Source organism: Pseudomonas kribbensis (assembly GCF_003352185.1).
Taxonomy (GTDB): domain Bacteria; phylum Pseudomonadota; class Gammaproteobacteria; order Pseudomonadales; family Pseudomonadaceae; genus Aquipseudomonas; species Aquipseudomonas kribbensis.
In genome coordinates this window covers 6,173,772-6,188,188 of record NZ_CP029608.1, presented here as the reverse complement: position 1 = coordinate 6,188,188, position 14,417 = coordinate 6,173,772, and the positions used below count along the sequence as shown (strand labels likewise).

The 14,417-nt window shown below is 56.9% G+C and carries 12 protein-coding genes; 10 read left to right on the top strand and 2 right to left on the bottom strand.

All coding sequences use genetic code 11. From position 1 onward, the window contains the following. Positions 1 to 130: 130 nt before the first annotated feature. Positions 131 to 799, bottom strand: coding sequence for a DUF2931 family protein (locus tag DLD99_RS28420; protein ID WP_114886390.1), 669 nt, complete (start codon positions 797 to 799; stop codon positions 131 to 133). Beyond that, positions 792 to 4,151, bottom strand: a complete 3,360-nt coding sequence (gene tssI / locus DLD99_RS28415) for a type VI secretion system tip protein TssI/VgrG (protein ID WP_114886388.1) — start codon at positions 4,149 to 4,151, stop codon at positions 792 to 794. Before tssI ends, DLD99_RS28420 begins: the two co-directional genes overlap by 8 nt. Positions 4,152 to 4,868: 717 nt before the next feature. Here tssI and tssA point away from each other — a divergent pair. The 10 genes from tssA to tssG all read left to right on the top strand — a co-directional run bounded on the left by tssA (position 4,869) and on the right by tssG (position 14,410). Then, positions 4,869 to 6,431, top strand: coding sequence for a type VI secretion system protein TssA (gene tssA, locus DLD99_RS28410; RefSeq protein ID WP_114886386.1), 1,563 nt, complete (start codon positions 4,869 to 4,871; stop codon positions 6,429 to 6,431). Positions 6,432 to 6,463: 32 nt separating this feature from the next. Beyond that, positions 6,464 to 6,967, top strand: a complete 504-nt coding sequence (tssB, locus tag DLD99_RS28405; protein WP_003229587.1) for a type VI secretion system contractile sheath small subunit — start codon at positions 6,464 to 6,466, stop codon at positions 6,965 to 6,967. 28 nt (positions 6,968 to 6,995) lie between these two features. Next, positions 6,996 to 8,471 (top strand): type VI secretion system contractile sheath large subunit, encoded by a 1,476-nt coding sequence (tssC, locus tag DLD99_RS28400; RefSeq protein WP_085708829.1) that lies wholly within the window; start codon positions 6,996 to 6,998, stop codon positions 8,469 to 8,471. 9 nt (positions 8,472 to 8,480) lie between these two features. After that, positions 8,481 to 8,888, top strand: coding sequence for a type VI secretion system baseplate subunit TssE (gene tssE / locus DLD99_RS28395; RefSeq protein ID WP_102688426.1), 408 nt, complete (start codon positions 8,481 to 8,483; stop codon positions 8,886 to 8,888). A gap of 11 nt (positions 8,889 to 8,899) precedes the next feature. Beyond that, on the top strand, positions 8,900 to 9,424 hold the full coding sequence (locus DLD99_RS28390) for a PAAR domain-containing protein (protein WP_114886384.1): 525 nt from the start codon (positions 8,900 to 8,902) through the stop codon (positions 9,422 to 9,424). A 10-nt stretch (positions 9,425 to 9,434) separates the two neighbouring features. After that, positions 9,435 to 10,406 (top strand): DUF6402 family protein, encoded by a 972-nt coding sequence (locus DLD99_RS28385; protein ID WP_162803520.1) that lies wholly within the window; start codon positions 9,435 to 9,437, stop codon positions 10,404 to 10,406. A 2-nt stretch (positions 10,407 to 10,408) separates the two neighbouring features. Then, complete coding sequence (locus DLD99_RS28380) at positions 10,409 to 10,804, top strand: hypothetical protein (RefSeq protein ID WP_244220762.1); 396 nt, start codon at positions 10,409 to 10,411, stop codon at positions 10,802 to 10,804. Positions 10,805 to 11,159: 355 nt separating this feature from the next. Beyond that, a complete protein-coding gene (locus DLD99_RS28370) occupies positions 11,160 to 11,582 on the top strand; it encodes a hypothetical protein (protein ID WP_114886376.1) in 423 nt (140 codons plus the stop codon). A 69-nt stretch (positions 11,583 to 11,651) separates the two neighbouring features. Further along, positions 11,652 to 13,439, top strand: a complete 1,788-nt coding sequence (tssF, locus tag DLD99_RS28365) for a type VI secretion system baseplate subunit TssF (protein WP_007954380.1) — start codon at positions 11,652 to 11,654, stop codon at positions 13,437 to 13,439. Then, entirely contained in the window at positions 13,403 to 14,410 is a 1,008-nt protein-coding gene (gene tssG / locus DLD99_RS28360) for a type VI secretion system baseplate subunit TssG (RefSeq protein WP_085708833.1), read from the top strand. Before tssF ends, tssG begins: the two co-directional genes overlap by 37 nt. Positions 14,411 to 14,417 lie beyond the last annotated feature (7 nt).

Sequence of the window (14,417 nt, the reverse complement as noted above, 5' to 3'; positions counted from 1 at the left end):
ATCCAATCCCCGATATTGATTGTTTATTGTGTCTACCGCTCATGATGCTTTTAACGCTCCCTTTATTGCTTACAAATCCCTTTGTGCAGCGATTGCACATGGCAAGTGACTGGAGGGTGTTTGTGATGCCTTACCAGCTCCCGAAGGGGATGCCGTATTTTTCGATGTAGGTTTTGGATGCGTCTTTGAGAGGTCGATGTTTACCTCCGGATTTACCGTCATAGGGACCTTTGGGATTGATAGTTCCTTCGACTCGGGTAATTTCTACTGGCTTCAAGCACGGCCCCCTCAGCCACACCTTGGCAATTCCCCCGGGCGCCAAGCCAATAGTTACGCGGTCGCGGTAATCCGTGATCCATTTACCATCCAGTCTGCAGTACGCCTTTTCCGGTTTGTGCATGATTTCCCGCGCAGATTCGGGAATCACAATGTAGGCCTCATAGGTTTGAGGCTCTGCCAAGGATTGCCAACGCACATAGATCAAACGGGGGAGATCGGCTCCGGTGACGTGACGCCCCGAGCCGCTACCGGGGTTTTCTGGCCAGCCCGCAGGCTTGCCCTTGTTGTCGGCTGGGGTGTTTACCGAGACAATCCCGGCGCCGGCGCGTTTGAACACACGTTCACGTATATCCACCACGTCTGCCGTTTCAATCCAGACCTCCATGTAGGCAGGTGCTCCGAAGCCGAGATACCAAGGCCGTTTGGTGATCGGTTGTGCATGACTTTGAGTGCAAAGCACCAACAGCAATCCGAAGACGAACCCCGTGTGTTTTTTGACGGGCCGAGTGAATTTATTCATGGGGGTGCACCACTCGTTGTTTGTTCTTTGTTGGGCGGTTGATAAAAACAACGCTCCAGTCGCTGTTGTTGAAATCTTTGGCTGCATTCCAGTGCGCAGAAAGATGGATATAGCGACTGCGTAACAAAGCCCGTTCTTTGATGGTCAGTCCCTCAACGGATGAATTTCCAAGCGCATAAGCCTCAAGCTTGGTGTGGATCGGGATCAGTTCCTCAGGCAGCGAAAGTTTTGAATCGTTTTTATCAATCGCTTCAAATGGCACACCATGTCTGACCCCCAGCTCACGCATGATGCGTAAATACACCAGCGACAACTCACCGTGTACCGGGCGTTCAATCATGGCCGCAGCATAAACCCGCTTCTGGGGATCCGGTGTGGATCTGCCCCTTTCCAATCGTTGAATTACAGGGGTCTCCCAGAGTGCAACCCGCAGTTGATTGCCTGGAGCGTCATCTTCGATGACGCCTTTCGTATACCAGGCAAACGCCTCCTTTTCGGCAGCGACATAAGCTGCGCTACGGGTCGCTTCGTGGCTTCGGCTGATGGTGCTGGTGACCGGACTGCTCAACAAAAGTTTCTCCCTGGCTCTGGGCAGATAACCACCTCCCAGATCCGAGTGGGCGCCGGGTAATACCAGATCAATCTCACCCAGGCTGTTAAGGGCAAAGTTCTCGCGATATTCATCACGAGCCACCAGGTGCACCACTTTGCTGGCGCAACCTTCCGGCAGCTTCAAGTCCAGCCCGGGATTTCTGCTGTTAGCGCCCGTGAAGTCGAGCAACCATGGATTGGTGATTGCCGCGACGGTATCAAACAGACCAATGAAATTGATGCCGATACAGGATTGTGGATCCCAGTCAAAGCTACTGGATAAAGACGGAGAGCCCGCTGGCAGCGCCTTTGCAAGAATGCTGCGCTTGCCTTTGAGCACTTCGTTTGCGAAGTGCCGTGCAGCGGCGGCGCCTCGACTGAAGCCGAAAATATCGAACTCGATTTTTTCTATTAGCGCGTTGGGGTTGCTATCAATCAGTGATCGAATTTGCTCCATTATTTTTTCCGGGCTCTGCTCCACACGAGCCAGGACACCCGTTTCGCCTCGGCCGGTTGCCTGGGTGTAAAGTGAATCGCCTCCATCAGCTGTCGTACCAATGCCTTCGATGTATACGCGCAAGGAAGCCTGTTTCGTTTTCTCCGGCAGTACCTCGAACGCATGGTCCGTATACAGCTCATGCAAGCGCACGATATTGCTCACATCATTGCCATAACTGTTATCCGGCGAGTTGCCATTCCCGTCGTACCCATGGGCGGCGCAGTGCTTCTGGATCTCTTCGGCTGCCTCCGCCAGATTGGCATCTGGCGCATAGCAAGCCGCGACCGTTTCGCTGTTGGCCTTGTTGTTCCCCGTTCCATCGAAAAACACGCCAATCCTCAACGTAATCCCGGCAGGCGTTTCATCCTCCAGCTCGACTTCTTCTTCCTCTTCTTCGAGCTCGCTTTCCTCTGGGGAGGGTTGCGAGGCGTTCGTCTGTCTCGCTGCCGGATTACCCGTGGCCTGCGACACAAAACGCTTGGCAGATTCATCCCTGGATACCTCGCCGCCCGTCACAATCTCGGTACTGCTGAAGATCCCGCCCTCGTCGATCACGATGTGATGACCGCCCGCTTTCAGCGTGATGCTGGCGCCCGCATCCAGCACCACATTGGCACCGGCCTTGATCTGCACGTGCTGTCCCGCCTCGACGGCAATGACCTTGCCGACAGATGTCTGGCTGCTGCCCTGGATGCTTTCCCGTCGATCGCGTCCGACCTCCAGTCGACTGTCATGGAGGATCTGCCGCTCCATGTCGCGTTGGGCGCGCAGGTAAACCAGTTCCTGGCCGGCACGGTCTTCAAGCGTCAGTTCGTTGTAGCCGCCGGTGTCGGGTGAGCTGCGACTGCGCAGCACGGTGCGGGTCTTGTGCTCGGGCAATTTGTAAGGCGCGGGCGTGAGTTTGTTGATCACGCAACCGGTAATCAGTGGTTGATCGGGGTCGCCCTCCAGAAAGGTCACCACGACTTCCATTCCGACGCGGGGAAGGGTCATTGCGCCAAAACCGTTTCCGGCCCAGTTCGACGACACTCGTACCCAACAACTGCTGCGTTCGCAGTTCAGCTCGGCCCGGTCCCAGTGGAATTCGATCTTCACGCGACCGAACTCATCGCAGTAGATCTCTTCACCTTTTGGCCCGGTTACCCGAGCCGTCTGGCTCACCAACGGTGGCCGGCGCGCAGGCAGTGGAGGGCGGAAAACCACTTCGGCAGGTATGGCGCGGAAGCTGTTGCGATATCCCTGGGTAAAACCGTCTGCAGTAGTGGTTTCGTTTGTGGCGTGTTCCTCCAGAACTTGAGGTTGTCGCCCGGTGTGCGTGACTTCGAGTAATTGCCACAGTCCGTTGCATTGCTTGCGGGGATGTTCGGTCAATTCGAACAGGTGGCCACAGCGCAGGGTTGGCTGGTTGCTCTGACCCTCGGCCGTTTCATAATCGGCGCGATGGCGTTCCAGGGCCTGACGGGCAAGTTGTTTACCACGCTTCTCGTTCTCCATCGACAGCGGATAGCGATAGTCCTCAAGTCCGGGTGTGAAATCGGCGACAAAGCGGGTTTCAAGCAAAAGGTGCGGGCGCTTCAGGTCGTAGTCCCGACGGGTGACGCGGCTGGTACGTGTTCGGGCGTGCCAGGAAAACCGGTGGACCACCGGGTGCTCCGCCACCATCGCGCTGTCGTGCCGGTAGGTTGTTGCGTGCAATGTCGGCAGGAACACCGTGTCATCGGTGAACACCAGCAAATGCCTCTCCACCGAGTGCTGGTGATGCCATGTGATGCCGTCTTCGGCGCACAGGCGCTGGATGAACTCGAAATCGCTTTCACCGTACTGGGTGCAGTACGCGCGTGGTGGCAAGGTCTGGACATGGAACCTGAACGCATCGGCAAGGATGCCGTGACGTTTGAGCACTTGGGTGATGATTTGCGGGACAGTCTGGTTCTGGAAAATCTGTTGATCGCGACTGAACTGCAAATAGTGGAGGACTGGAACCAGTGTCAGGCCATAGTGCGACAGGCGCTTTCCCGACTCGCCGGCCTGTACATCCTCGATGCACCCGTGAATACCCTCGCCATCCAGTCCGAAGCGCAGGAACGCCGGCTGACCAAGCAAAGGTTCCATGTCGAAATCATGAACCTCGCAGACCAGTTCTACCTTGATGGCATAAAGCGTGCTGACGACCTCGGAACCCTCGAAAGCCAACACCTTGAAGTCGTTGCGAACGGCGGGAATCTGCAGCGTAAAGCGCGCAGAACTGACAGCTCCAGACATGCGCTTGTCCTTAAGCAGAGAGGGAAATTTGGCGTGATGTCGAAACCCTCCCTGGTCAGCGCACGCGAACATTGCCCGGCACGCTAACAAGGCGTGAAACAAATTTATGTAAGAAGAGTCCCTGGTTTAAGTCGGAACATTCCGCGTTGTAAAACAGCGCCAGGGTTGTGGGAAATGCCTGTGGGAAAGTGATTCAAGGTGATAAGGAAACCCTGCGATAGTCCTGTCTGTGCAGGTATTCCAACAATATTCAACATATGAATTGCCATCAAATTGATGGCACTTTTATTGTTTGCTGTTGTCGCCAGTCATTTGTTAATAGATGAGCGTGTATTTTCGGAAGCGTCCTACTTCAAATTTTTTCCGTTTTTGTCATGCTTTCATCCGTATTTATGGAACGGGCGTGCCACCACTGTTGCTGGCTTTCACTGGGCGCTCTAGATCAATGCTTACGGGGCAGCAGGCCGAAAATGTGAAATATAAACCGATATCAGGGAAACCCCTGCGACATATAGGGCGATCTCCTACACACCCCAATGAACAGTTCGTCTTGTTGTTTAATCGGATGCTTGCTAGTGGCCATCATTGTGATTACGATGCGCGCACTTGAAAGAGCACACACTCAATTGGATGAGTTTCCCCAATGCTCTTCGATACTGTCCCCGCGCCGCTGCAACTCCAATAGGCGTACGACCGTAATCCAAATAAAGGCCATGGATGTCCTACTCAAGCAAACTTTCCGCCCATTACCTCGAACTCGCTAAAGTCTCTGTTTCCAAAGAGAATTTTGCGGGCGAAGACGTTCGTTTCTCGAGCGAATTCGAGGCGCTGGAAAGCGAGCTGGCCAAAGCCTCGTCGATGCACGAAAGCGGGCAGGTCGACTGGCTGAAAATCCGCGAAAACAGCGAAAACCTGCTGCGCACCCAATCCAAGGATCTACGTGTCGGCGCCTGGCTGACCTGGTCGCTGTACCAGCGTGAATCCTTCCCCGGGCTGCTCGCCGGCCTCGGTTTGCTGCACCACTTGTCGGAAAATAACTGGGCTGACGTTCACCCGCTCAAGCCCCGTACCCGGGCCGCCGCCATTGGCTGGCTGGTGCCGCGCCTGGAGCAGGTGATCACCGAGAACATCGCGATCAAGGAACAGCTGCCGATGTTCCGGCAGTTGTCCGAGCACCTGTCCGGCTTGGACGCGGCCTGCACCGAACATCTGGGCGATGACGCGCCGCTGTTGCTGCCGCTCTCCCGCCGCCTGAAAACCATGATCCAGCGCGCCGCCGACAACCAGCCGGCCCCCGGCGTCGTGGGTGCGGCGGTGGCACAGGTCAAACAGGCCGCCAGCCAGTTGCTGGCGCCGGGCGCGCCGATCGACAACGAGAAAGAGGCCCACAAGGCCCTCCGCGCCCAGCAGGAAAGCGCCCGCCCGCTGTGCGCCTGGTGGCTCAAGCAGAAGGCCACCGACCTGCGCGCCTTGCGCCTCAACCGCACCTTGCTGTGGATGACCATCGACGCAGTGCCCGAGCGCAACGCCGAGCAGATCACCGTGCTGCGCGGGCTTCCGGTGGACAAGCTCAAGCAGTATCAGGACCGTTTCGATCAGGGCAAATACGCCGACCTGCTGGTGGAACTGGAGGCGAGCCTGGCGAAGGCGCCGTTCTGGTTCGATGGCCAGAGGATGGTCTGGGAATGTCTCCAGAACCTCAACGCCGAGCTGGCCATGCGCGAAGTGGAAATCCACTTCGCGCTTTTGATTCAGCGCCTGCCCGGCATCATCGAGCTGCGTTTCCATGACGGCGCGCCGTTCGCCGATCCGTCCACCCGGGCGTGGATCGCCGGCAACGTCATGCCGCACCTGCAAAGCGCCAGCGCGCCGCGCAAGGCCGAAACCGAGAACGTCGAAACCCAGCCCGCCTGGGAAAAGGCCCTGGAAGAAGTCCAGCCGATCCTGCGCAAGGAAGGCCTCAAGCCAGCGGTGCAGATCCTCAAGCAAGGATTGCAGTCCGCCCATGGCGGCCGCGAACGCTTCTTCTGGCAGTTCGCCCTCGCGCGGCTGTGCTTCCTGGCCAAGAAATACGAACTCGCCAAGAACCAGCTCGAAACCCTCGATCAGACATTACAGGACTCAGGCCTGCACGCCTGGGAGCCCGATCTTGCATTGGAAGTGCTGCACCTGCTGCACAGTTGCTGCGAGTTGCTGCCGCAGAACCATGCCGTACGTGAACGCAAGGAAGAGATTTATCGCAGGCTGTGCCACCTCGACCTCGAAGTGGTACTCGAATAGGCCCCAGGGCCACAACCGCAAGGAGAAAAGCCATGGCCAAAGAAGGCTCGGTAGCCCCCAAGGAACGCATCAACGTCACCTTCAAACCCGCCACCGGCGGTGCTCAGGAAGAGATTGAACTGCCGCTGAAGCTGCTGGCAATCGGTGACTACACCCACCGCAAGGACGATCGCAAGATCGAGGATCGCAAGCCGATCAGCATCGACAAGATGACCTTCGACGAAGTCCTGGCCAAGCAAGAGCTGGGTCTGACGCTGAGCGTGCCGAACCGTCTGCAGGAAGATGGCGAGGCCGACGAGCTGGCCGTGCAACTGCGCGTCAACTCCATGAAGGACTTCAACCCGGCCAGCCTGGTCGAGCAAGTGCCTGAGCTGAAAAAACTGATGGAACTGCGCGATGCGCTGGTGGCCCTCAAGGGCCCGCTGGGTAACGCACCTGCGTTCCGTAAAGCCATCGAAGGCGTGCTCGCCGACGACGAATCCCGCGGTCGCGTACTCGGTGAGCTGGGCCTGAACGCCGCAGCCCCGGACGCCTGAGCCCACAGCAGCCAAGGAAGCCAACACAATGAGCACTAGCGCAGCACAACAGAACGCCGCCGAAAACGGCGAATACAGCATTCTCGACAGCATCATCGCCGAAACCCGCCTGACGCCGGACGACGAAGCCTACGACATCGCCAAGCGCGGTGTGTCGGCGTTCATCGAAGAGCTGCTCAAGCCGCAGAACAACGGTGAGCCGGTCAAGAAAGCCATGGTTGACCGCATGATCGCCGAGATCGATGCCAAGCTCAGCCGTCAGATGGACGAAATCCTGCACCACCCGGACTTCCAGGCGCTGGAATCGTCGTGGCGTGGCCTGCAGCTGCTGGTCGACCGCACCAACTTCCGCGAAAACATCAAGATCGAAATCCTCAACGTCTCCAAGGACGACCTGCTGGACGACTTCGAAGATTCGCCGGAAGTGATGCAGTCGGGCCTGTACAAGCACATCTACACCGCTGAATACGGCCAGTTCGGTGGTCAGCCGGTTGGCGCGATCATCGCCAACTACTACCTGTCCCCAAGCTCGCCGGACGTGAAACTGATGCAGTACGTGGCCAGCGTATCCTGCATGTCCCACGCACCGTTCATCGCCGCTGCCGGCCCGAAATTCTTCGGTCTGGAAAGCTTCACCGGCCTGCCGGACCTGAAGGATCTGAAAGATCACTTCGAAGGCCCGCAATTCACCAAATGGCAGAGCTTCCGTACCTCGGAAGACTCCCGCTACGTTGGCCTGACCGTTCCGCGTTTCCTGCTGCGTAACCCGTACGATCCGGAAGAGAACCCGGTCAAATCGTTCGTGTACAAGGAAAACGTTGCCAACAGCCACGAGCACTACCTGTGGGGCAACACCGCTTACGCGTTCGGCACCAAGCTGACCGACAGCTTCGCCAAGTTCCGCTGGTGCCCGAACATCATCGGCCCGCAGAGCGGCGGCGCCGTTGAAGACCTGCCTCTGCACCACTTCGAAAGCATGGGCGAAATCGAAACCAAGATTCCTACGGAAGTTCTGGTTTCCGACCGTCGTGAATACGAACTGGCCGAGGAAGGCTTCATCTCCCTGACCATGCGTAAAGGCTCCGACAACGCGGCGTTCTTCTCCGCCAGCTCGGTGCAAAAGCCGAAGTTCTTCGGCATCAGCGCAGAAGGCAAGGCAGCAGAGCTGAACTACAAGCTCGGCACCCAACTGCCGTACATGATGATCGTCAACCGCCTGGCTCACTACCTGAAAGTGCTGCAGCGCGAGCAACTCGGTTCGTGGAAAGAGCGTACCGACCTCGAGCTGGAACTGAACAAGTGGATCCGCCAGTACGTGGCCGACCAGGAAAACCCGAGCGCCGAAGTACGTGGCCGTCGTCCGCTGCGCGCTGCGCAAGTGATCGTCAGCGACGTTGAAGGCGAGCCGGGCTGGTACCGCGTCAGCCTGAACGTGCGCCCGCACTTCAAGTACATGGGTGCCGATTTCACCCTGTCGCTGGTTGGCAAGCTGGACAAAGAGTAAGAGCGACTCATGGACGGATACGGCAGCCTTTTCGAACGCCTCAACGGCGATGCGGAACTACGCAAGGGCAAGAGCCTCGAGGCTTCTGCCATGGCGTCGGTGGCTGCCCATCTGGCCAAAATGCTCAGCACCCGGGCCGGCAGCGTGCAAACGCTGTCCGACTACGGGTTGCCCGATCTCAATGACATGCGCCTGAGCCTGCACGACTCCCTGAGTCAGGCCCGCCTGGCCATCGAAAGCTTCATCGAAGCCTACGAGCCGCGCCTGAGCAACGTGCGTGTCATTTCCCTGCCGCGAGACCACGACCAGCTCCGCCTGGCCTTCAGCATCGAAGGCCTGCTGGAAGTCGAGGGCTTCAAGCGCCAGGTCAGTTTCGCCGCGCGCCTGGATGGCAGCGGTCAAGTGAAGGTCACCTAAGGAGAACCCCGATGTCTGGCAAACCCGCAGCACGCGTATCCGACCCCACCGCTTGCCCGCTCCCCGGCCACGGCACCAACCCGATTGCCGCCGGTTCCGGCGACGTGTTCTTTGACGGCCTCGCGGCCGCCCGCCAGGGCGATGCTTCGGCGTGTGGTGGTGCGTTGGTCGGCGATCTGGCGACGACGGTTCTGATCAATGGCAAGCCGGCTGCCACCGTTGGTTCGGTTGGTTCTCACGGCAATAAAGTCACGGCTGGATCCGGGACGGTGATTATCGGCAATTCGCATTCGCCGGCACCGTTTGTGCCGCCGTTGCCGGTAGAGATTCAGTGGCCCTTTACCGAACATTTCGTTGTGACTGACCCCGAAACGGGTGAGCCGATCGCGAATCGCGGATACACCATCCGAACTGACTCAGGAAAGGAAATAACAGGTGTTACGGATAGCGCAGGCAAAACGTCGGTGATTGGTTCCTCAATTTCTGAAGGAATTACTTTGCTATTAGAGCCTCAAGACTCAATCGCCATTTGCTGAGGTTAACTCTATGCCCGCCCCGGTTAACGCCCCTCTGACTCCAGCTGAAAATAAAGAGGGTCAAAAAGTTCAAGCGAAAGTATTTCAGCTATCTTCAATTCCAAAAGTCATGGATAAGCTGGGCTGGACAGTAGCAGCTCGCGTCATGCGAAAGTGGTTCGCGGGTGCGCCTTATGAGTTGTCGAAATCTGTAAAGCAGGGTGATGTTTCTGCGAGTACGTTGACTGCGGAAAAGCTTATAACGGACATACCTTTTGAATGGTTGTTTAGCGGGTCTGATCGTGTAAAGCCGAAAGTTGATGAGTATATCGCTGAACTCTCGGCGACCTCAGAGTTTAACGGGAGTGTTGGTAGGGTAAAGGGTTCGTTTGATGAGCTTTCGAAGGGGCTGATTGTATTGATGACCCGTCTCCAGCGACTCGGTTTGCTGGATGTAAAAGCCAAGAAGTTGAAAAGCGCATATTTGGATTTCAGTGATAAGACTGCCATGGAGTTGGAGGATATATCACAGTTCAATTTGATTAGGTTTGGTGCCTCAGATTGGGAAAAGGCTACAGATGCGTTAGACGATGTATACGGTGCTTTAGGGACTTTTGTTGTAAAAGTTGCAGCAACCAGATTTCGCACAATCCAAAACGATCATGGATTTCCAGCGATTGAGATTGAACAGGTTGGTCTTTACGTTCGAGACACCTACGATTTTCTCAATGCAGGAGACGATCAGCTGTTAGGTTACTGGTCACCTGAAGGGGTTATCCGACCAGGTCCCATAGACTACTTTACTGAGCCGGCAGTAATTGAAAAGGGTGGAGTCGATTATTATAAAGTGACAAACGGGAACTTTAATAAATATCGGCAGCTGCACGGTAAAGGTGGAGATATGATGATTTATACGACAGTTAAATTTTATGATGTGTCGTTTATGATTCATCTCGGGCCTATCGATTTCGAAGAGTACCAAAGCCGCTCTAGGTCTAAATGAATATGAAAAAAACATCGTTTGTGCCGTTGTTGGTATTGGTTGTGTTGGGAGGGGTTCTATGTGCTTGGTTTTATATTAAGCATGGAGCTGCTGCCGCGGCAGATATTTATTCCACAACGTGGAATGAAGAAAAAACTTGTTATATCAATTCTTATGTTCCTAAGTATGCGAATTTTGGTGTGGCCGGAAAGTTCGTTAAGCTTTTTTCGAGTGAGGCATTTTTTAAGGTCTATAACGTCAAGGGGGAGTTGCTAAAGTCATCTGAGTGGTTGCTGTGGCAAAACGAATTTACAACAGATGAGCGGTCGCAGTGGGTTAATGGGCACGCGATTTATCCAACTTCGACCGGGTATGAAGGTTGGAATATTTTGGAGTGCTCCCCGTCAGATGAAAACTAAAAATAAACGAGAGAAGTTGTAGGTGATGGGCCAGTGTTTGATATAGCGCAGAAGGCGTTTTTTGAGCACCGCCGAGATTACCGGGTGAGATGGCGAAGGGTTTACGCACCAGCAAGGCTTAAGAGAGTGAGAGAGCGGTGACCATGGATGTAATGGATTTTCAGAGTTATGTGATGCTCGTCGCTGACAGTGATCTGTTTGGCTGCCTGGCCCTGTTGAGCTTGGTATTGCTCCTGACTGCCTCACATCGGGCTGCTCGAAATTCACGTCTTCACCGCGCACTAACGCTCTCGGTTTTGGCCGCTGTTGTAGCTATCCATGGCCTTGGGTCGTGGTACGGAAATCTGAGACCAGCATGAGCAACTACTCGCGTATCTCCATGTGCCTGTTTGTCCATGCCTTCGGATGCGTGGCCTACGTGTTTTTGAATGATGCAGTCGTACATGCCTACAAGCATCTGAACGGTGGGTTCACCACTCGTGGAGTCGCCATCGGTATGGCCAGCTACGCGATGTTTTACATATTTCTCGGGGTCAATCTGATTGCAGCGCTGATTCCAGGCCTCGTCGCCAAGCTAGTGATCCTGAGCCTTCTGGTGGGATTCATCCTGCTCTGGATGCTCCCCGACAACCCGTTGAGAGCCTTGTTTTATGGCGTGGCTCAAGGTTGTGCCACGTTGCTGGCAATCCTGACCACTCAAGTCATCGAGTTGCGTTGGGCATCGCGAAACATCGCTGGACGCATCCAATCGGCTCAGTTTGAGAGCGTCATTCCATGATCAGGTCGGGCATCGAGCGTAATCCACAGGACAGTTTTTTCATGAGTTCCACTACCAGGCAGGTAACCCGTGTCCTTTAACCACTACTACCAAAGCGAACTCACCGCACTGCGCCAACTGGGCCGCCGTTTCGCCGAGCGTAGTCCGGCGTTGGCGCCGTTCCTGGGGCAGGCCGGGCGGGATCCGGATGTGGAGCGGTTGCTGGAAGGCTTTGCGTTTCTGACCGGGCGGCTGCGCCAGAAGCTCGATGACGAGTTGCCGGAGCTCAGCCATTCCCTGATGCAACTGCTGTGGCCGAACTACATGCGCCCGCTGCCGGCGTTCAGCATTCTGCAGTTCGATCCGCTCAAGCGCTCGGGGCCTGCGCTGAAGGTCGAGCGCGATACGCCGATTGAAAGCGTACCCATCGAAGACGTGCGTTGCCGCTTCCGCACCTGCTACCCGACCGAAGTCATGGCGCTGGATCTGGCCGCGCTGAACTACTCGGTGAAGGGTGACGGTTCGTTGCTCAGCCTGCGCCTGGAGATGAGTGCCGACGGTCACCTCGGCGAGCTGGAGCTGAGCAAGCTGCGCCTGCACTTTGCCGGCGAGCGCTACATCAGTCAGATGCTTTACCTGAGCCTGCTGCGCAACCTCGACGGCATCGAACTGATCCCCCTCGACGGCGCCGGCAAGCCTATCGATGGCGTGAGCGGCAAGCCGATGGCGTTCAAGATTCCGGGTGACCGGGTCAAACCGGTGGGTTTTGCCGAAGAAGAAGCGTTGATCCCGTATCCGCTGAACACCTTCCGGGGCTATCGCTACCTGCAGGAATACTTCGCCTTCCAGGACAAGTTCCTGTTCGTCGATGTCCACGGCCTGGACATCCTCAAGGCGCTGCCGGAAGACACCCTCAAGCAGATGCGCGGCCTGGAGTTGCGCTTCGACATCCGCAAGAGCGGCATCATGCGCATGCGTCCGACGACGGATAACGTGAAGCTGTTCTGCACGCCGATCGTCAACCTGTTCAAGCACGACGCACTGCCGATCCGCCTCGACGGCAAGCAGGACGAATATCTGCTGCTGCCGGCGGAATTCGATCTGGAAAACTGCGGCGTGTTTTCGGTGGAAACCGTGACCGGCTGGAAGCCAGGCGGCCTCGGTTATCAGGAGTACGTGCCGTTCGAATCCTTCGAGCACGACCCGAGTTTCGACGTGCCCAACAGCCGTCCGCATTACAGCATCCGCCAGCGCTCGTCGTTGTTGCACGACGGCCTCGACACCTACCTGAGCTTCGGCATCCGCCATACCGAAGCCCACGAAACCCTGTCGATCGAACTGGTCTGCACCAACCAGAACCTGCCGCGCAAGCTCAAGCTCGGGCAGATCTGCATGGCCTGCGAAGAGACCCCGGAGTTCCTGAGTTTCCGCAACATCACCCCGGCCACTTCCAGTTTCGCGCCGCCGCTGAATCGTGACTTCCTGTGGAAGCTGATCAGCAACATGTCGCTCAACTATCTGTCGCTGGCCGACGTCAATGCGTTGAAGGTGATTCTCGAAACCTACGACCTGCCGCGCTACTACGACCAGCACGCGGAGAAGGTCAGCAAGCGCCTGCTCGGCGGTCTGAAACTGATCAAGCATCACCACGTCGACCGGTTGCACCGTGGCTTACCGGTGCGCGGTCTGCGCACCGAACTGACCATCGACCCGGAAGGGTATATCGGTGAGGGCGACCTGTTCGTCTTCGCCTCGGTTCTCAACGAGTTTTTCGCGCTTTACGCCAGTCTCAATTCATTCCACGAGCTGCGGGTAAAAAGCACACAGGGAGAGGTGTACCAATGGACACCACGTATGGGCCTGCAGCCCCTGCTTTAAGCGGGCTGACGAAGGTAATACGCGAGTACTCGCTGTTTCAGGCCGTGCTGCTGGTGATCGACCGGCTGCGCGAGGCGCACCCGTACCTGAGCGAAGAGGATCTGTACGACCAGGTGGAGTTCCAGGCCAACCCAAGCCTTGGATTTCCGCGCAGCGATGTCGATCGCGTGGAGTTTTTCGAAGAGCACGGGCAGATGCGCGCGCGCCTGCGCTTCAACCTGATCGGCCTGGTCGGTTCCGGTTCGCCGCTGCCGGCGTTCTACGGCGAACAGGCCCTGGGCGACAGCGAAGACGGCAACCCGACGCGCAATTTCCTCGATCTGTTCCACCATCGCCTGCAACGGCTGATGCTGCCGATCTGGCGCAAGTACCGCTATCGCGCGAGCTTCCAGAGCGGCGCGGTCGACCCGTTTTCGTCGCAGCTGTTTGCGCTGATCGGCCTCGGTGGCGACGAGATTCGTCGGGCCAAGGAGCTGAACTGGAAACGCCTGCTGCCGTACCTCGGCCTGCTCAGCCTGCGGGCGCACTCGGCGGCGCTGATCGAAGCGGTGCTGCGTTACTACTTCAAGCACGAAGACCTGGTCATCGAGCAGTGCATCGAGCGCCGTGTGGAAATCCTCGAAGAACAGCGCAACCGCCTCGGCTTCGCCAACAGCGTGCTGGGTGAAGACCTGGTGCTGGGCGAACACGTGCGCGATCGCAGCGGCAAGTTCCGCATTCACATCACCGAACTCGACTGGGAGCGATTCCACGAATTCCTGCCCATCGGTTTCGGTTACCAGCCGCTCTGCGCGCTGGTGCGGTTCACCTTGCGTGACCCGCTCGATTACGACATTCGCCTGGTGCTGCGCCCGGAAGAAATCCGCGAACTGCGCATTGGCGAGAAGAACGACTGTCGCCTGGGTTGGACCAGTTGGCTGGGCTGCGAAAAAGCAGACGGCGTGGTCACCCTGGGCAGCAAAATTCATTAAGGACGTG

What these genes read in the sequence shown, in the direction of transcription:
- DLD99_RS28420 (WP_114886390.1), bottom strand. Translation starts at nt 799, where the DNA reads ATGAATAAATTCACTCGGCCCGTCAAAAAACACACGGGGTTCGTCTTC.
- tssI (WP_114886388.1), bottom strand. Translation starts at nt 4,151, where the DNA reads ATGTCTGGAGCTGTCAGTTCTGCGCGCTTTACGCTGCAGATTCCCGCC.
- tssA (WP_114886386.1), top strand. Translation starts at nt 4,869, where the DNA reads ATGTCCTACTCAAGCAAACTTTCCGCCCATTACCTCGAACTCGCTAAA.
- tssB (WP_003229587.1), top strand. Translation starts at nt 6,464, where the DNA reads ATGGCCAAAGAAGGCTCGGTAGCCCCCAAGGAACGCATCAACGTCACC.
- tssC (WP_085708829.1), top strand. Translation starts at nt 6,996, where the DNA reads ATGAGCACTAGCGCAGCACAACAGAACGCCGCCGAAAACGGCGAATAC.
- tssE (WP_102688426.1), top strand. Translation starts at nt 8,481, where the DNA reads ATGGACGGATACGGCAGCCTTTTCGAACGCCTCAACGGCGATGCGGAA.
- DLD99_RS28390 (WP_114886384.1), top strand. Translation starts at nt 8,900, where the DNA reads ATGTCTGGCAAACCCGCAGCACGCGTATCCGACCCCACCGCTTGCCCG.
- DLD99_RS28385 (WP_162803520.1), top strand. Translation starts at nt 9,435, where the DNA reads ATGCCCGCCCCGGTTAACGCCCCTCTGACTCCAGCTGAAAATAAAGAG.
- DLD99_RS28380 (WP_244220762.1), top strand. Translation starts at nt 10,409, where the DNA reads ATGAAAAAAACATCGTTTGTGCCGTTGTTGGTATTGGTTGTGTTGGGA.
- DLD99_RS28370 (WP_114886376.1), top strand. Translation starts at nt 11,160, where the DNA reads ATGAGCAACTACTCGCGTATCTCCATGTGCCTGTTTGTCCATGCCTTC.
- tssG (WP_085708833.1), top strand. Translation starts at nt 13,403, where the DNA reads ATGGACACCACGTATGGGCCTGCAGCCCCTGCTTTAAGCGGGCTGACG.